13 protein-coding genes are annotated in these 16,667 nt (G+C 58.4%); 12 read left to right on the top strand and 1 reads right to left on the bottom strand.

The annotated features are described in order from the left end of the window. Positions 1 to 24 precede the first annotated feature (24 nt). Positions 25 to 279, top strand: coding sequence for a hypothetical protein (locus tag CKW07_RS25160; protein ID WP_141234421.1), 255 nt, complete (start codon positions 25 to 27; stop codon positions 277 to 279). A gap of 657 nt (positions 280 to 936) precedes the next feature. Here the strand turns inward: CKW07_RS25160 and gltA are convergent. Next, positions 937 to 2,226 carry a citrate synthase gene (gene gltA / locus CKW07_RS04690; protein ID WP_090464061.1) on the bottom strand — a complete coding sequence of 430 codons (1,290 nt, stop codon included), beginning with the start codon at positions 2,224 to 2,226 and terminating at the stop codon, positions 937 to 939. A gap of 363 nt (positions 2,227 to 2,589) precedes the next feature. On the opposite strand from gltA, the gene sdhC reads away from it, so the two are divergent. The 11 genes from sdhC to CKW07_RS04635 all read left to right on the top strand — a co-directional run bounded on the left by sdhC (position 2,590) and on the right by CKW07_RS04635 (position 16,587). Beyond that, on the top strand, positions 2,590 to 2,964 hold the full coding sequence (gene sdhC, locus CKW07_RS04685) for a succinate dehydrogenase, cytochrome b556 subunit (protein WP_056852964.1): 375 nt from the start codon (positions 2,590 to 2,592) through the stop codon (positions 2,962 to 2,964). Continuing rightward, positions 2,958 to 3,326, top strand: a complete 369-nt coding sequence (sdhD, locus tag CKW07_RS04680) for a succinate dehydrogenase, hydrophobic membrane anchor protein (protein WP_045057756.1) — start codon at positions 2,958 to 2,960, stop codon at positions 3,324 to 3,326. Before sdhC ends, sdhD begins: the two co-directional genes overlap by 7 nt. A 3-nt stretch (positions 3,327 to 3,329) precedes the next feature. Beyond that, on the top strand, positions 3,330 to 5,102 hold the full coding sequence (sdhA, locus tag CKW07_RS04675) for a succinate dehydrogenase flavoprotein subunit (protein ID WP_095143812.1): 1,773 nt from the start codon (positions 3,330 to 3,332) through the stop codon (positions 5,100 to 5,102). Positions 5,103 to 5,113: 11 nt separating this feature from the next. Then, positions 5,114 to 5,818: a succinate dehydrogenase iron-sulfur subunit gene (locus tag CKW07_RS04670; protein WP_095078947.1), complete on the top strand. Its 705-nt coding sequence runs from the start codon at positions 5,114 to 5,116 to the stop codon at positions 5,816 to 5,818. A gap of 262 nt (positions 5,819 to 6,080) precedes the next feature. Continuing rightward, the gene (locus tag CKW07_RS04665; protein WP_095143811.1) at positions 6,081 to 8,912 is read left to right on the top strand and encodes a 2-oxoglutarate dehydrogenase E1 component; all 2,832 of its coding nucleotides are present in this window, start codon (positions 6,081 to 6,083) and stop codon (positions 8,910 to 8,912) included. A gap of 42 nt (positions 8,913 to 8,954) precedes the next feature. Next, on the top strand, positions 8,955 to 10,172 hold the full coding sequence (odhB, locus tag CKW07_RS04660; protein ID WP_095143810.1) for a 2-oxoglutarate dehydrogenase complex dihydrolipoyllysine-residue succinyltransferase: 1,218 nt from the start codon (positions 8,955 to 8,957) through the stop codon (positions 10,170 to 10,172). A 161-nt stretch (positions 10,173 to 10,333) separates the two neighbouring features. After that, a complete protein-coding gene (gene lpdA, locus CKW07_RS04655; protein ID WP_095143809.1) occupies positions 10,334 to 11,770 on the top strand; it encodes a dihydrolipoyl dehydrogenase in 1,437 nt (478 codons plus the stop codon). A 180-nt stretch (positions 11,771 to 11,950) separates the two neighbouring features. Continuing rightward, positions 11,951 to 13,117 carry an ADP-forming succinate--CoA ligase subunit beta gene (gene sucC, locus CKW07_RS04650; protein WP_007919879.1) on the top strand — a complete coding sequence of 389 codons (1,167 nt, stop codon included), beginning with the start codon at positions 11,951 to 11,953 and terminating at the stop codon, positions 13,115 to 13,117. Next, positions 13,117 to 13,998, top strand: coding sequence for a succinate--CoA ligase subunit alpha (gene sucD, locus CKW07_RS04645; protein WP_017127973.1), 882 nt, complete (start codon positions 13,117 to 13,119; stop codon positions 13,996 to 13,998). Before sucC ends, sucD begins: the two co-directional genes overlap by 1 nt. Positions 13,999 to 14,335: 337 nt before the next feature. Next, a complete protein-coding gene (gene brnQ / locus CKW07_RS04640) occupies positions 14,336 to 15,649 on the top strand; it encodes a branched-chain amino acid transport system II carrier protein (RefSeq protein WP_095143808.1) in 1,314 nt (437 codons plus the stop codon). Positions 15,650 to 15,849: 200 nt separating this feature from the next. After that, entirely contained in the window at positions 15,850 to 16,587 is a 738-nt protein-coding gene (locus CKW07_RS04635; protein ID WP_095143807.1) for a DUF599 domain-containing protein, read from the top strand. The last annotated feature ends 80 nt before the right edge of the window (positions 16,588 to 16,667 follow it).

Below are 16,667 nucleotides of genomic sequence, written 5' to 3'. Positions count from 1 at the left end.
TTTCTATATAAGTAGCGACGTTGTATGAAATGCCTCGGTCGAGAGATCGGGGCATTTTTATTCGGCGCTGATAATTCCGTAGGAGCGAGCGATGTGGCGATCCGACTTGTCCTGAAGGTGACCGGACAGCCGACCTATATTTTATTGACCGAGTACATATCCATTCCTGCGGTAACGGCGACTTATGGTTTCGCCCTTACGGCGACTCACTTTTTTTACAAGCGCCTAAAAAAAGTAAGCAAAAAAACGCTTCGCCCCGAGCGTCCGGCCCCTCGCTAAGGCTCGGCGTTCCTTCGCTCCGGCATCCATCCGGGGGCATTGCCCTCCGGTCTGCTTCGCGACGACCTCCAGGCAATGAGTTCGACTGCGTCGAACGGCGCTGCGCGCCAATCCCCGGATGAATACCTCCACTCAGCCTCCCGAAGGGGCGGGTGGATCAAGATCAAGAGCTGCAGGCGAGCTAACGCTCGGCCTGTTGAGTGGTGATGCTCCACACTGATCGTTCCCATGCGGGAACGATCAGTTGACCACTACACAGTGACCAGGCCGGCCGGTAGGCCGCCTCGCGTTGCTGTTGCGGTGCACGCCCCCTCGAGAGGCTGAGTGGAGGTTCTGCGCAGTGGGCAACCCGGCATGGATGCCGGGTTAGCCGCCCCCGGCCATGGATGGCCGATGGCGGCGGGCCCACGGAGCAGGGCCGGAGCGAAGGCACCCTGAGCCTGGGCGAAGGGCCGAACGAAAGGGGCACAGCCTTTTGGTTACTTTGGGGCCCCAAAGTAACCCGCCGTAAGGGCGGAACCCTAACTGGCCGTTACCTAAACAACAGATATGTACACAATCAAAAAAACGCCCCTAAGTCCGACGCAAACAAAAACGGCCCCTATATAAATAGTGGCCGTTTCCAGTGCAACTCAACACGCTACAGCAAGACTGAACTTACTTGCGGTCTTCCAGCTTGGTAATGTCACGCGACTCGTAGCCGGTGTACAGCTGGCGCGGGCGGCCGATCTTGTACGGGCTGGAGAGCATTTCTTTCCAGTGGGAGATCCAGCCGACGGTCCGCGCCAGGGCGAAGATCACGGTGAACATGCTGGTTGGAATGCCGATCGCCTTGAGGATGATCCCCGAGTAGAAGTCGACGTTCGGGTACAGCGAGCGCTCGATGAAGTACGGGTCGGTCAGGGCGATCTCTTCCAGGCGCATGGCCAGTTCGAGTTGCGGATCGTTCTGGATGCCGAGCTCCTTGAGCACTTCGTCGCAGGTCTTTTTCATGACGGTAGCGCGTGGGTCGCGGTTTTTGTAAACCCGGTGACCGAAGCCCATCAGTTTGAACGGATCGTTCTTGTCCTTGGCCTTGGCGATGAACTTGTCGATGTTCGAGACATCGCCAATTTCATCGAGCATGGTCAGTACGGCTTCGTTGGCGCCGCCGTGAGCCGGGCCCCACAGTGCCGCGATGCCGGCAGCGATACAGGCGAACGGGTTGGCGCCCGAGGAGCCTGCCAGGCGTACGGTGGAGGTCGATGCGTTCTGCTCGTGGTCGGCATGGAGGATGAAGATCCGGTCCATGGCCTTGGCGAGTACCGGGCTGATCGGTTTGATCTCGCACGGAGTGTTGAACATCATGTGCAGGAAGTTTTCCGCGTACGACAGGTCGTTGCGCGGGTACATCATGGGTTGGCCCATGGAGTACTTGTAAACCATCGCTGCCAGGGTCGGCATCTTGGCAACCAGGCGGATCGCGGAGATTTCGCGATGCTGCGGGTTATTGATGTCCAGGGAGTCGTGGTAGAAGGCCGACAGGGCGCCGACTACGCCGCACATCACGGCCATTGGGTGAGCGTCGCGACGGAAGCCGTTGAAGAAAGTCTTCAGCTGCTCGTGAACCATGGTGTGGTTCTTCACGGTGCTGACGAACTGGGCCTTTTGCTCTGCTGTCGGCAGTTCGCCGTTGAGCAGCAGGTAGCAGGTTTCCAGGTAGTCCGACTTCTCGGCCAGTTGCTCGATCGGGTAGCCGCGGTGCAGCAGAATGCCGTTATCGCCGTCAATATAGGTAATCTTCGACTCGCAGGAAGCGGTCGACATGAAACCCGGGTCAAAGGTGAAGCGGCCCGTGGCCGTCAGGCCCCGAACGTCGATAACATCGGGACCAACGGTGCCGGTTAAAATGGGCAGCTCGACGGGGGCTGCGCCCTCGATGATCAACTGCGCTTTTTTGTCAGCCATGTGGCCTCCTATTTATGCTTGAAATCATCAGACAGACCCCCCACGCAGGGCCCGCACCACTATAGTGAGATAAATTCGAATGTCAATTTGCCTAAAGTCTTGCTCCAGAAGGCTTTAACCGGACTTTTTCCTCGAAATTGCCTGCCGTTTACGCCTTTTATTGCGCTTGTGCAATCAGCTATTAGGGGAAGGTGAACGCGTTGTCATTAGTAGCCTAACTGTCTATACTCGGCCACCGACCGCCAGGGGCTTTTGGGCCTGCTTTATTGGGGGTCGCATCCCTGGGTGGTGGTTACCTGACCAGTGCACTCCCCAACAACTTTGCCCTGATTGTTAGGGGCTCTTCAGTGTGAAAAAAAAGCCGTGAAAAGCCAACGACCTGTAAACCTAGACCTAAGGACCATCAAACTCCCCATCACCGGCGTTACGTCGTTTCTTCACCGTGTTTCCGGCATCATCCTCTTCCTGGGCCTTGGCTTCATGCTGTATGCATTGGGCAAATCCCTGGGTTCCGAGGAAGGTTTTGCCGACGTGAAGGCATGCTTGACCAGTCCGCTGGCCAAGTTCGTAGCATGGGGCCTCCTGTCCGCTCTGCTGTATCACCTGGTAGCCGGTGTGCGCCATTTGATCATGGACATGGGCATCGGTGAGACGCTGGAAGGCGGCCGCCTGGGCTCGAAAATTATCATCGCCGTTTCCGTGGTGTTGATCGTTCTGGCAGGAGTTTGGATATGGTAACCAGCGTTACGAACCTTTCGCGTTCGGGCCTCTATGATTGGATGGCACAGCGTGTGTCTGCGGTTGTTCTCGCGGCTTATTTCATTTTCCTGATCGGATACCTCGCAGCGAATCCGGGCATTGGCTACGAGCAGTGGCATGGCCTGTTCGCCCACAACGGGATGCGTATCTTCAGTCTGCTGGCCCTCGTTGCCCTGGGCGCTCACGCCTGGGTCGGCATGTGGACCATCGCGACCGACTACCTGACGCCGATGGCGCTGGGCAAGTCCGCGACTGCAGTACGTTTCCTTTTCCAGGCAGTATGCGGCGTTGCGATGTTCGCTTACTTCGTCTGGGGTGTGCAGATTCTCTGGGGTATCTGATTCATGGCTAACATTCCAACGATTTCTTTCGACGCCATCATCATTGGTGGTGGCGGTGCCGGCATGCGCGCAGCGCTGCAACTGGCACAAGGTGGTCACAAGACTGCCGTGATCACCAAGGTTTTCCCGACGCGTTCGCACACCGTATCGGCTCAGGGTGGCATCACCTGCGCTATCGCCTCCGCGGACCCGAACGATGACTGGCGCTGGCACATGTACGATACCGTCAAGGGTTCCGACTACATCGGTGACCAGGACGCTATCGAATACATGTGTCAGGAAGGCCCGGCTGCCGTTTACGAGCTGGACCACATGGGTATGCCATTCTCGCGTACCGAGCAAGGTCGTATCTACCAGCGTCCGTTCGGCGGTCAGTCCAAGGACTACGGTAAAGGCGGCCAGGCTGCGCGTACTTGCGCTGCGTCCGACCGTACCGGTCATGCTCTGCTGCACACCCTTTATCAGGGCAACTTGAAAGCCGGTACCGTGTTCCTGAACGAGTACTACGCTGTCGATCTGGTGAAGAACGGCGAAGGCGAGTTCGTCGGCGTGATCGCCATCTGCATCGAAACCGGCGAAACCACCTACATCCGTGCCAAGGCCACCGTACTGGCTACCGGCGGTGCAGGTCGTATCTACGCTTCGACCACCAACGCCCTGATCAACACCGGTGACGGCGTTGGCATGGCGCTGCGTGCCGGCGTGCCGGTACAAGACATTGAAATGTGGCAGTTCCACCCGACCGGTATCGCCGGTGCCGGTGTACTGGTTACAGAAGGTTGCCGTGGTGAAGGTGGATACCTGATCAACAAGCACGGCGAGCGTTTCATGGAGCGTTATGCTCCGAACGCCAAAGACCTTGCTGGTCGTGACGTTGTTGCCCGTTCGATGGTTAAAGAAATCATCGCCGGCAACGGTTGCGGTCCGAATGGCGACCACGTAATGCTTAAACTCGACCACCTGGGCGAGGAAGTGCTGCACAGCCGTCTGCCAGGCATCTGCGAACTGTCGAAGACTTTCGCACACGTTGACCCGGTTGTTGCTCCGGTTCCGGTTGTTCCGACCTGCCACTATATGATGGGCGGCGTTGCCACCAACATTCACGGCCAGGCGATCACCCAGAACGGCGAAGGCGTCGACGAAATCATCCCTGGCCTGTTCGCAGTGGGTGAAGTGGCTTGCGTATCGGTTCACGGTGCCAACCGTCTGGGCGGCAACTCGCTGCTCGACCTGGTGGTATTCGGCCGCGCTGCCGGCCTGCACCTGGAAAAGGCGCTGACCGACGGTATCGAATACGACGAGGCCACCGACGCCGACATCAATGCGGCCCTGGCCCGTCTGTCCGCTCTGAACGAGCGTACCGAAGGTGAGGACGTGGCAACCCTGCGTCGCGAGCTGCAAAACTGCATGCAGAACTACTTCGGTGTATTCCGTACCGGCGAATACATGCAGAAGGGTATTGCCCAACTGGCTGACCTGCGCGTGCGCATCGCCAACGTCAAGATCAACGACAAGTCGCAGGCGTTCAACACTGCACGTATCGAAGCGCTTGAGTTGCAGAACCTGCTGGAAGTGGCCGAAGCCACCGCCATCGCAGCTGAAGTACGTAAAGAGTCCCGCGGTGCTCACGCCCGTGAAGACTTCGAAGACCGTGACGACGAAAACTGGCTGTGCCACACCCTCTACTTCCCGGGTGACAAGCGCGTGACCAAGCGTGCTGTGAACTTCTCGCCGAAGACTGTTCCGACTTTTGAACCTAAGATTCGGACTTATTAAGGGTGGCCGCCATGTTGAAAGTCAGCGTTTATCGTTACAACCCTGATCAGGACGCCGCGCCGTTCATGCAGGAATTCCAGGTCGATACCGGTGGTAAAGACCTGATGGTGCTGGACGTGCTGGCCCTGATCAAAGAGCAGGACGAGGGTTTCTCCTATCGTCGTTCTTGCCGTGAAGGTGTTTGCGGTTCCGACGGCATGAACATCAACGGCAAAAACGGCCTGGCCTGCGTCACGCCGCTGTCTGCTGTCGTAAAAGGTAACAAGTTGATCGTTCGTCCTCTGCCAGGTTTGCCGGTTATCCGTGACCTGGTCGTCGATATGAGCATCTTCTACAAGCAATACGAGAAGGTTAAGCCTTACCTGCAGAACGATACGCCGGCTCCGGCCATCGAGCGTCTGCAGTCCCCTGAAGAGCGTGAAAAGCTCGACGGTCTGTACGAGTGCATCCTGTGCGCTTGCTGCTCGACCTCGTGCCCGTCCTTCTGGTGGAACCCGGACAAGTTCCTGGGTCCAGCTGCCCTGCTGCAAGCCTACCGCTTCCTGGCAGACAGCCGCGACACCAAGACGTCCGAGCGTCTGGCTTCGCTGGATGACCCGTTCAGCGTATTCCGCTGCCGCGGGATCATGAACTGCGTCAACGTATGTCCGAAAGGCCTGAACCCGACTAAGGCCATCGGTCACATCCGTAACATGCTTCTGCAAAGCGGCGTGTGATTCAGCTGTTGTACCCGTAGGACCGCTGTACCCGTAGAGGCTAAGGCGCGGGCTTCAACCCGCGTCGTAGCTATAACCAGAGCCGCAGCTCAAAAAGCTGCAGTTCTTATTTTGAAGAAATGAGACAAGCAGGGGCATCCGGGCTGGTACCCGGACTATCAGCGTGATCCTAAGTGGCTTGTTTTGGTCGCTGCACTCGGACTTCTGCAAGTTTGCTCGGTGTCTTCGCCGGTGGTGTTCCCCTAACCGAGGGTGACCAAGCATGCAAGAAAGCGTGATGCAGCGCATGTGGAACAGCGCCTACCTATCCGGTAGTAACGCTGCCTATGTGGAAGAGCTCTACGAGCTCTACCTGCACGACCCTAACGCTGTGCCAGAAGAGTGGCGCACCTACTTTCAGAAGTTGCCGACAGACGGCAGCTCTGCCATCGATGTTTCGCACTCGACAATTCGCGACCATTTCGTACTGCTGGCAAAGAACCAGCGCCGCGCCCAACCGGTTTCCGCCGGCAGCGTGAGCAGTGAGCACGAGAAGAAGCAAGTTGAAGTGCTGCGATTGATCCAGGCCTACCGTATGCGTGGCCACCAGGCAGCCCAGCTTGACCCGCTGGGGCTGTGGCAGCGTCCTGCACCTGCAGACCTGTCGATCAATCATTACGGCTTGACCAATGCCGATCTTGATACGACCTTCCGTGCCGGCGACCTGTTCATCGGCAAAGAGGAAGCGAGCCTACGCGAAATTCACGAAGCGTTGCAGCAGACATATTGCCGCACCATCGGCGCTGAATTTACGCATATCACCGATTCCGAGCAGCGCCAGTGGTTCCAGCAGCGTCTGGAAAGCGTGCGTGGCCGTCCGACCTACTCGGCGGACATCAAGAGCCACTTGCTCGAGCGCGTGACCGCTGGCGAAGGCCTGGAAAAATACCTGGGTACCAAATACCCGGGCACCAAGCGTTTCGGTCTGGAAGGCGGCGAAAGCCTGATTCCGATGCTCGACGAGCTGATCCAGCGTTCCGGCTCCTACGGCACCAAGGAAATCGTTATCGGCATGGCCCACCGTGGCCGTCTGAACGTGCTGGTCAACACCTTCGGCAAGAACCCGCGCGAGCTGTTCGACGAGTTCGAAGGCAAGAAGAAGGTCGAGCTGGGTTCCGGTGACGTTAAATACCACCAGGGCTTCTCGTCCAACGTGATGACCAGCGGCGGTGAAGTTCACCTGGCCATGGCGTTCAACCCGTCCCACCTGGAAATCGTTTCCCCGGTGGTCGAGGGTTCGGTTCGCGCCCGTCAGGATCGTCGCAACGACCCAACCGGTGAGAAGGTTCTGCCGATCTCCATCCACGGTGACGCTGCATTCGCAGGTCAAGGCGTGGTCATGGAAACCTTCCAGATGTCGCAGACCCGCGGTTTCAAAACCGGCGGCACCGTGCACATCGTGATCAACAACCAGGTCGGTTTCACCATCAGCAACCCGCTGGACTCGCGTTCCACCGAGTACGCGACCGACGTTGCGAAAATGATCCAGGCGCCGATCCTCCATGTGAATGGTGATGATCCGGAAGCCGTATTGTTCGTGACCCAGCTGGCCATCGACTACCGCATGCAGTTCAAGCGTGACGTGGTGATCGACCTGGTCTGCTACCGTCGTCGCGGCCACAACGAGGCCGACGAGCCAAGCGGCACCCAGCCGCTGATGTATCAGCAGATCACCAAGCAGCGCACCACCCGTGAGCTGTATGCCGATCGTCTGATCCAGTCCAGCGTTCTGGACGCCGAGCGTGTTCAGGCGAAAGTCGACGAATACCGCAACGCGCTGGACAACGGTCTGCACGTAGTGAAAAGCCTGGTCAAAGAGCCGAACAAAGAGTTGTTCGTGGACTGGCGTCCGTATCTGGGCCACGCCTGGACTGCGCGTCACGACACCACCTTCGATCTCAAGACCCTGCAAGAACTGTCCGCCAAGCTGCTGGAGATTCCGGAAGGCTTCGTGGTTCAGCGTCAGGTTGCCAAGATCTACGAAGACCGTCAGAAGATGCAAGCCGGCGGCCTGCCGATCAACTGGGGTTACGCCGAAACCATGGCGTACGCGACCCTGGCGTTCGAAGGTCACCCGATTCGCATGACCGGCCAGGATATCGGCCGCGGTACGTTCTCGCACCGTCACGCGGTCTTGCACAACCAGAAAGACGCGGGGACCTACATCCCGCTGCAAAACCTGTACGAAGGTCAGCCACGTTTCGATCTGTACGATTCGTTCCTGTCCGAAGAGGCCGTACTGGCGTTCGAATACGGCTACTCGACCACCACGCCTAACGCGCTGGTGATCTGGGAAGCCCAGTTCGGCGACTTCGCCAACGGTGCCCAGGTCGTTATCGACCAGTTCATCACCAGTGGCGAGCACAAGTGGGGCCGTCTGTGCGGTCTGACCATGCTGCTGCCGCACGGTTATGAAGGTCAGGGTCCGGAGCACTCCTCGGCTCGTCTGGAGCGTTACCTGCAGCTGTGCGCCGAGCACAACATTCAGGTGTGCATGCCGACCACCCCGGCTCAGATCTACCACTTGCTGCGCCGTCAGGTGATTCGCCCGCTGCGTAAGCCACTGGTCGTCCTGACACCGAAGTCGCTGCTGCGTCACAAGCTGGCCATCTCGACTCTTGAAGATCTGGCCCAAGGTTCGTTCCAGACCGTTATCCCGGAAATCGATGCTCAGGATCCGAAAAAGGTCGAGCGCATTGTTCTGTGTAGCGGCAAGGTTTACTACGACCTGTTGGAAAAACGCCGTGCCGAAGGTCGTGATGACATCGCGATCGTGCGTCTCGAGCAGCTGTACCCATTCCCTGAGGACGACTTGAATGAAGTCCTGGCGCCTTACACCAACCTCAAGCACGTCGCTTGGTGTCAGGAAGAGCCGATGAACCAGGGTGCCTGGTACTGCAGCCAGCACCACATGCGCCGCATCATCAGCGCTCACGACAAGTCTCTCGTACTTGAGTACGCGGGCCGTGAGGCTTCTGCTGCACCGGCTTGTGGTTATGCATCGATGCACGCTGAGCAGCAGGAACAACTGCTGCAAGACGCCTTTACTGTTTAACGCCTTCGCGCACCTGAAACCGAATTTAAGGAACTACAGACAATGGCTATCGAGATCAAAGCCCCCACTTTCCCGGAATCGGTTGCCGATGGCACCGTTGCCACCTGGCACAAGCAACCGGGCGACGCGGTCAAGCGCGACGAGCTGATCGTCGACATCGAAACCGATAAAGTCGTACTGGAAGTGTTGGCGACCGCCGACGGCGTGTTGGGCGCTATCGTCAAGAACGAAGGCGAAACCGTTCTGTCCGACGAAGTCCTGGGCTCCATCGAAGCGGGCGGCGTTGCTGCCGCACCAGCCGCTGCTCCAGCTGCCGCCGCACAGGCTGCCGCTCCGGCCGCTGCTGGCGAAGACGATCCTGTTGCTGCACCGGCTGCTCGCAAGCTGGCTGAAGAAAACGGCATTAACATCGCTTCCGTTGCCGGTACCGGCAAAGGCGGTCGCGTGACCAAGGAAGACGTAGTCGCTGCTGTTGCTGCCAAGAAAGCCGCACCGGCTGCCGCGCCTGCCAAGGCTGCTGCACCTGCCGCCGCCGCTCCTGTGTTCGCTGCTGGCGACCGCATCGAGAAGCGTGTCCCGATGACCCGCGTTCGCGCTACCGTTGCCAAGCGTCTGGTTGAAGCTCAGTCGAACATGGCGATGCTGACCACGTTCAACGAAGTCGACATGACTGAAGTCATGGCCCTGCGTTCGAAGTACAAGGACCTGTTCGAGAAGTCCCACAACGGCGTACGCCTGGGCTTCATGTCCTTCTTCGTGAAAGCGGCTACCGAAGCGCTGAAACGCTTCCCGGCTGTCAACGCTTCGATCGACGGCGCAGACATCGTTTACCACGGCTACGCCGACGTCGGTGTTGCTGTTTCCAGCGACCGCGGCCTGGTGGTTCCGGTTCTGCGTAACGCCGAACTGATGAGCCTGGCTGAAATCGAAGGCGGCATCGCCACCTTCGGCAAGAAAGCCCGCGACGGCAAACTGTCGATGGACGAAATGACCGGTGGCACTTTCACCATCACCAACGGTGGTACTTTCGGTTCGATGATGTCGACCCCGATCGTCAACCCGCCACAAGCCGCCATCCTGGGCATGCACAACATCATCCAGCGTCCTATGGCCATCAACGGTCAGGTCGTTATCCGTCCGATGATGTACCTGGCACTGTCCTATGATCACCGTCTGATCGATGGCAAAGAAGCTGTGACCTTCCTGGTGACCATCAAGAACCTGCTGGAAGATCCGGCTCGTCTGTTGCTGGATATCTGATAGAGAAGCAGCGGCAAGCTTCAAGCGACAAGCTGCAAGTACAAGCAGTTTGGTTTGGGGGGTGCCGCGTCACATACAGCGATGAGCTGCAAGCGCAGGTTGCAAGGTAACGCAGCTTGGCTTGTAGCTTGTAGCTTGAAGCTAATAGAGGATTCTTTTACATGTCGCAGAAATTTGACGTAGTAGTGATCGGCGCGGGCCCTGGCGGTTACGTGGCTGCCATCAAGGCCGCTCAGCTTGGTCTTTCGACTGCCTGCATCGAGAAGTACACCGACAAGGAAGGCAAACTGGCTCTGGGCGGTACTTGCCTGAACGTCGGCTGCATTCCATCCAAGGCTCTGCTGGACAGCTCGTGGAAATTCCACGAAGCCCAGGACGGTTTCGCGATCCACGGTATCAATCACGCTGGCGTGACCATGGACGTGCCAGCGATGGTCGGCCGTAAAGCCAACATCGTCAAAGGCCTGACCTCTGGCGTTGCGACCCTGTTCAAAGCCAACGGTGTGACCTCCATCCAGGGTCACGGCAAGCTGCTGGCCGGCAAGAAAGTCGAAGTCACCAAGCCAGACGGCTCGGTTGAAGTCATCGAAGCCGAAAACGTCATCCTCGCTCCGGGCTCGCGTCCGATCGACATTCCGCCAGCTCCGGTTGACCAGAATGTGATCGTCGACTCCACCGGCGCCCTGGAATTCCAATCGGTTCCAAAACGTCTGGGCGTGATCGGCGCTGGCGTGATCGGTCTGGAACTGGGTTCGGTATGGTCCCGTCTGGGCGCTGAAGTGACTGTCCTGGAAGCCCTGGACACCTTCCTGATGGCTGCCGATACCGCCGTTTCCAAAGAAGCACTGAAAACCCTGACCAAACAAGGTCTGGACATCAAGCTGGGCGCTCGCGTCACCGGTTCCAAAGTCAACGGCGAAGAAGTTGTCGTGACTTACACCGACGCCAACGGCGAACAGACCATCACCTTCGACAAGCTGATCGTAGCCGTTGGTCGCCGTCCGGTGACCACCGATCTGCTGGCCGCTGACTGCGGCGTGACCCTCGACGAGCGCGGTTTCGTGCACGTTGACGATCACTGCGCGACCACCGTACCGGGCGTTTACGCGATCGGCGACGTGGTTCGCGGCATGATGCTGGCTCACAAGGCCTCGGAAGAGGGCATCATGGTTGTCGAGCGCATCAAGGGCCACAAAGCCCAGATGAACTATGACCTGATCCCTTCGGTTATTTATACTCACCCGGAAATTGCATGGGTCGGTAAAACCGAGCAGGCCTTGAAAGCTGAAGGCGTTGAAGTTAACGTCGGCACTTTCCCGTTTGCAGCCTCTGGCCGTGCCATGGCAGCCAACGATACCGGCGGTTTCGTTAAAGTCATCGCCGACGCCAAGACTGATCGCGTATTGGGCGTCCACGTGATTGGCCCGAGCGCAGCAGAACTGGTCCAGCAGGGCGCAATCGGCATGGAATTCGGCACCAGCGCCGAAGACCTGGGCATGATGGTCTTCTCCCATCCGACCCTGTCCGAAGCCTTGCACGAAGCAGCTTTGGCAGTGAATGGCGGCGCCATTCACATCGCCAACCGCAAGAAGCGTTAAGACAATAAGAAACCACGGCGGAATGGCCCGTCGTGAGCCTTGCATGCAAGACTCACCGCGGAATATCCGCTGGACGCAGTCTTGCGTAGCTTAGGCTACGCAAGCAGCAGTCAAAGGTGGTGCGGCACTTGAACAAGTGCAGCACCGAATGCGCAGTACCTAACGAAGACGGTAATAAGCATGAATCTTCACGAGTATCAGGGTAAGCAGCTGTTCGCTGAATACGGCCTGCCAGTATCCACCGGTTACGCGGTAGACACCCCGGAAGCAGCAGCAGAAGCTTGCGACAAAATCGGCGGCAGCGAGTGGGTTGTCAAAGCCCAGGTCCACGCCGGTGGTCGCGGTAAAGCGGGCGGCGTCAAGCTGGTTCGCAGCAAAGAAGACGCTAAGGCATTCGCTCAACAGTGGTTGGGCAAGCGTCTGGTGACTTACCAGACTGATGCCAATGGTCAGCCAGTCACCAAGATCCTGGTTGAATCGTGCACTGATATCGCTAAAGAGCTGTACCTGGGCGCTGTCGTTGACCGTTCGAGCCGTCGCATCGTGTTCATGGCTTCCACCGAAGGTGGCGTGGACATCGAGAAAATCGCTCACGACACCCCTGAGAAAATCCTCAAGGCTACTATCGATCCACTGGTTGGCGCTCAGCCATTCCAGGGTCGCGAGCTGGCATTCCAGCTGGGCCTGGAAGGCAAGCAAGTTGCTCAGTTCGCCAAGATCTTCGTAGGTCTGGCCAAGCTGTTCAAGGATCACGACCTGGCTCTGCTGGAAGTGAACCCGCTGGTGATCAAGGCTGACGGCGATCTGCACTGCCTGGACGCCAAGATCAACATCGACGCCAACGCCATGTACCGTCAGCCTAAGCTGAAGACTTTCCACGATCCGTCGCAAGACGATCCGCGCGAAGCGCACGCTGCCAAGTTCGAACTGAACTACGTAGCACTGGAAGGCAACATCGGTTGCATGGTCAACGGTGCTGGCCTGGCCATGGGTACCATGGACATCGTCAACCTGCATGGCGGCAAGCCAGCCAACTTCCTCGACGTGGGCGGCGGTGCTACCAAGGAACGCGTTACCGAAGCGTTCAAGATCATCCTGTCCGACACTAACGTCGCTGCAGTACTGGTCAACATCTTCGGCGGCATCGTTCGTTGCGACATGATTGCCGAAGGCATCATCGGCGCTGTGAAAGAAGTCGGCGTGAAAATCCCGGTTGTTGTTCGCCTTGAAGGCAACAACGCTGAGCTGGGCGCTAAAGTACTGGCAGAAAGCGGTTTGAACATCATCGCTGCTACCAGCCTGACCGACGCTGCTCAACAAGTTGTCAAAGCTGCGGAGGGCAAATAATGAGCGTCCTGATCAATAAAGACACCAAAGTTATCTGCCAGGGTATTACCGGTTCGCAAGGTAGTTTCCACACCCAGCAAGCCATCGAGTACGGCACCAAGATGGTTGGTGGTGTAACTCCAGGCAAAGGCGGCACCGAGCACCTGGGCCTGCCAGTGTTCAACACCGTGAAAGACGCCGTAGCTGCCACTGGCGCCACCGCCAGCGTGATCTACGTTCCGGCTCCTTTCTGCAAAGACTCGATCCTGGAAGCTGCCTTCGGCGGCATCAAGCTGATCGTGTGCATCACCGAAGGCATTCCTACCCTGGACATGCTGGATGCCAAGGTCAAGTGCGACGAACTGGGCGTGATCCTGATCGGCCCTAACTGCCCAGGCGTGATCACTCCAGGCGAATGCAAGATCGGCATCATGCCAGGTCACATTCACTTGCCAGGCAAGGTCGGTATCGTTTCCCGTTCCGGCACCCTGACCTACGAAGCTGTTAAGCAGACGACTGACGCCGGTTTCGGCCAGTCGACTTGCGTTGGCATCGGTGGTGACCCGATCCCGGGTTCGAACTTCATCGACATCCTGAAACTGTTCCAGGAAGACCCGAAGACCGAAGCGATCGTGATGATCGGTGAGATCGGCGGTTCGGCTGAAGAAGAAGCGGCTGCCTACATCAAGGCACACGTGACCAAGCCGGTTGTTTCCTACATCGCTGGTGTGACTGCTCCTCCGGGCAAGCGCATGGGCCATGCTGGCGCAATCATCTCTGGCGGCAAAGGCACTGCAGACGAGAAATTCGCTGCTCTGCAAGACGCAGGCGTTAAAACCGTGCGTTCGCTGGCAGACATCGGCAAGGCCCTGGCCGAGCTGACCGGTTGGGCTGTCAAGTAAGCCTCGCGCTTAACTGACGCTTTACCAGGCAAAGGCCACCTTCGGGTGGCCTTTGTCGTTTCTGGCATTCAGGAACATATCCAGCGCCCTCGCCACGGGGGGCAGAGGTGAAATATAGATATGTAAACGCGACAGAATAATGTCGCATATCGGATAGTTCGCCCTCAAACAGTGCGTTTGTCGGACAAATTCGTTAGGCTAGCCGCCATTTTGCGATTGCGGCCCACAAGGTTGCTGCGCGCTAAACGGGTCAGTCCCAAACGGACCGGCAGCATTTCCCTCACCCTTCAGGGAAATCCCTCTCTAAATTCCGATTCAGTAGTGTGGTATTTCCTTAATGAAAGTGTTGAAAGGCCAGGACATTCTGGCACTTGGTTTTATGACGTTTGCCCTGTTCGTCGGGGCTGGCAACATCATCTTCCCGCCTATCGTCGGTTTGCAGTCCGGGCCTCATGTCTGGATGGCGGCGCTGGGCTTTCTGATCACCGCGGTGGGTTTGCCGGTGATCACCGTGATCGCACTGGCCAAGGTCGGTGGTGCCATGGACGCTCTGAGCAGCCCGATCGGCAAAATCGCCGGTGGTGTGCTGGCTGCCGCTTGCTACCTGGCCGTGGGGCCACTGTTCGCCACGCCGCGTACTGCTACGGTGTCCTTCGAAGTGGGCCTGGCACCGCTGACCGGTGAAAGTCCGCTGGCGCTGTTCCTCTACAGTGCGATGTATTTCCTGGTGGTGTTCTTCATCTCGCTGTACCCGGGTCGCCTGCTGGATACCGTCGGCCGTTTCCTGGCGCCGCTGAAGATCATCGCACTGGCCGTCCTCGGTATCGCGGCATTCATGTTGCCGGCAGGTGACGTTGGTCAGGCAACCCCCGAATACATTGCTGCGCCGTTCTCCCAGGGGTTCATCAATGGTTACCTGACCATGGATACCCTGGGCGCACTGGTGTTCGGTATCGTCATCGTCAATGCCATTCGTTCCCGTGGTGTCGAGTCCCCGGCCTTGATTACCCGATACGCGATCATCGCCGGGTTGATTGCCGGCGTTGGTCTGGTGCTGGTGTATGTGAGCCTGTTCCGCCTCGGCTCGGGCAGCCATGAAGTGGCAGCCGGCGCGACCAATGGCGCGGCGGTACTGCACGCTTATGTGCAACATACCTTCGGCTCCCTGGGCAGTGGTTTCCTGGCTGTGCTGATCTCCCTGGCGTGCCTGGTCACCGCGGTCGGCCTGACCTGTGCCTGCGCGGAGTACTTCAGCCGAGTGCTGCCGCTGTCCTATAAGACACTGGTGGTGATCCTGGCGGCGTTCTCGCTGGTGGTATCCAACCTGGGCCTGACCAAGCTGATCGCGTTCTCGATCCCGGTACTGACTGCCATCTACCCGCCGTGCATCGTGCTGGTGGCCTTGAGCTTCTGCAAAGACTTCTGGCTGGAGCAGGGCCGCATTGTCGGGCCGGTGATGCTGGTGTCGTTCATCTTCGGCTTGATCGACGCACTCAAGGGTGCTGGCCTGGCTGACTGGATGCCGACCCAGCTGGCGCATCTGCCGCTGGCTGAGCAAGGTTTGGCGTGGCTGGTACCGTGCGTCTTCACCCTGGTGGTCGCGGTCGCTTGTGATCGTATGCTGGGCAAGCGCAGCGAAGCCCTGGCGTAATCTGCGACACCCGCCACAAGCGGGGGTGCGCTAGAGACCGAAATGCCCCGTATCAATCGATACGGGGCATTTTTTATGGGCGCGTGGCAGTGTCTTTTTCCGTGGGCTAGCGTCGAAGCACTGAGTAGACTTGATGTGGGCATGAGTGTGCTCGCTCCCACGGGTTTACGGTTGTCAGCACCTACTTCACAAGGACATGCATGTCGTTCATCCACGCCAACCTGATTCACCTTATCGCCGCGCTCTGGTTTGCCATCTGCTGGGGCGGCTACACCCGCTATGCATCGTGGAAGGGCCGTGACACCGCGTGCCTGGCCAGCGTACTGCACTTGTACCGCGAAGACTGGATGCGTCGCATGCTGTTGCGTGACAACCGCATCGCCGACGCCAGTGTGATCGGCAACCTGGAGCGCAATGCCTCGTTTTTCGCTTCCAGTACGCTGATTATCCTCGCCGGTATTCTCACGGTGCTGGGGGCCTCCGAGCGGGCGGTGTCGCTGCTGGCGGACATTCCGATGGTCCAGCAGGCCTCCCAGGGGATGTCGGAGATCAAGCTCCTGTGCCTGGCGCTGGTGTTCGTCTATGCCTTCTTCACGTTCAGTTGGTGCATGCGCCAGTACAACTTTGCCGCGATCCTGGTGGGCTCGGCACCCATGGTGGGGGAGCGCCATGTTTCCGAGCAGGAGCGCAAGGCGTTCGCCGCACGGGCGGCGCGAGTGATCTCGATGGCGGCCAACCAGTTCAACTTCGGTTTGCGCTCCTATTACTTCGGCATGACCATGCTCGCCTGGTTTGTCAGCCCCTGGTTGTTCATGTTGATGAGCGCCGGCGTGGTGCTGGTGTTGTATCGTCGGGAGTTCCATTCCGATGTGCTGGAGGTCATGGTCTATACCCCGACCGAGGCGCCATTGCCTGAGGCGGGCAAAGAGGCGGCTTGATGGCGCACACTCTACTAGCGGCAGGTTGATGGATGGCCTGCCTGTTGGTTATTGCCAAAGATGAGTGCGGCATTTAGAGC

The organism is Pseudomonas sp. Irchel s3b6 (assembly GCF_900187415.1).
In the GTDB taxonomy this organism is placed as follows: Bacteria; Pseudomonadota; Gammaproteobacteria; order Pseudomonadales; family Pseudomonadaceae; genus Aquipseudomonas.
This window is presented reverse-complemented; position numbering and strand designations above follow the sequence as displayed.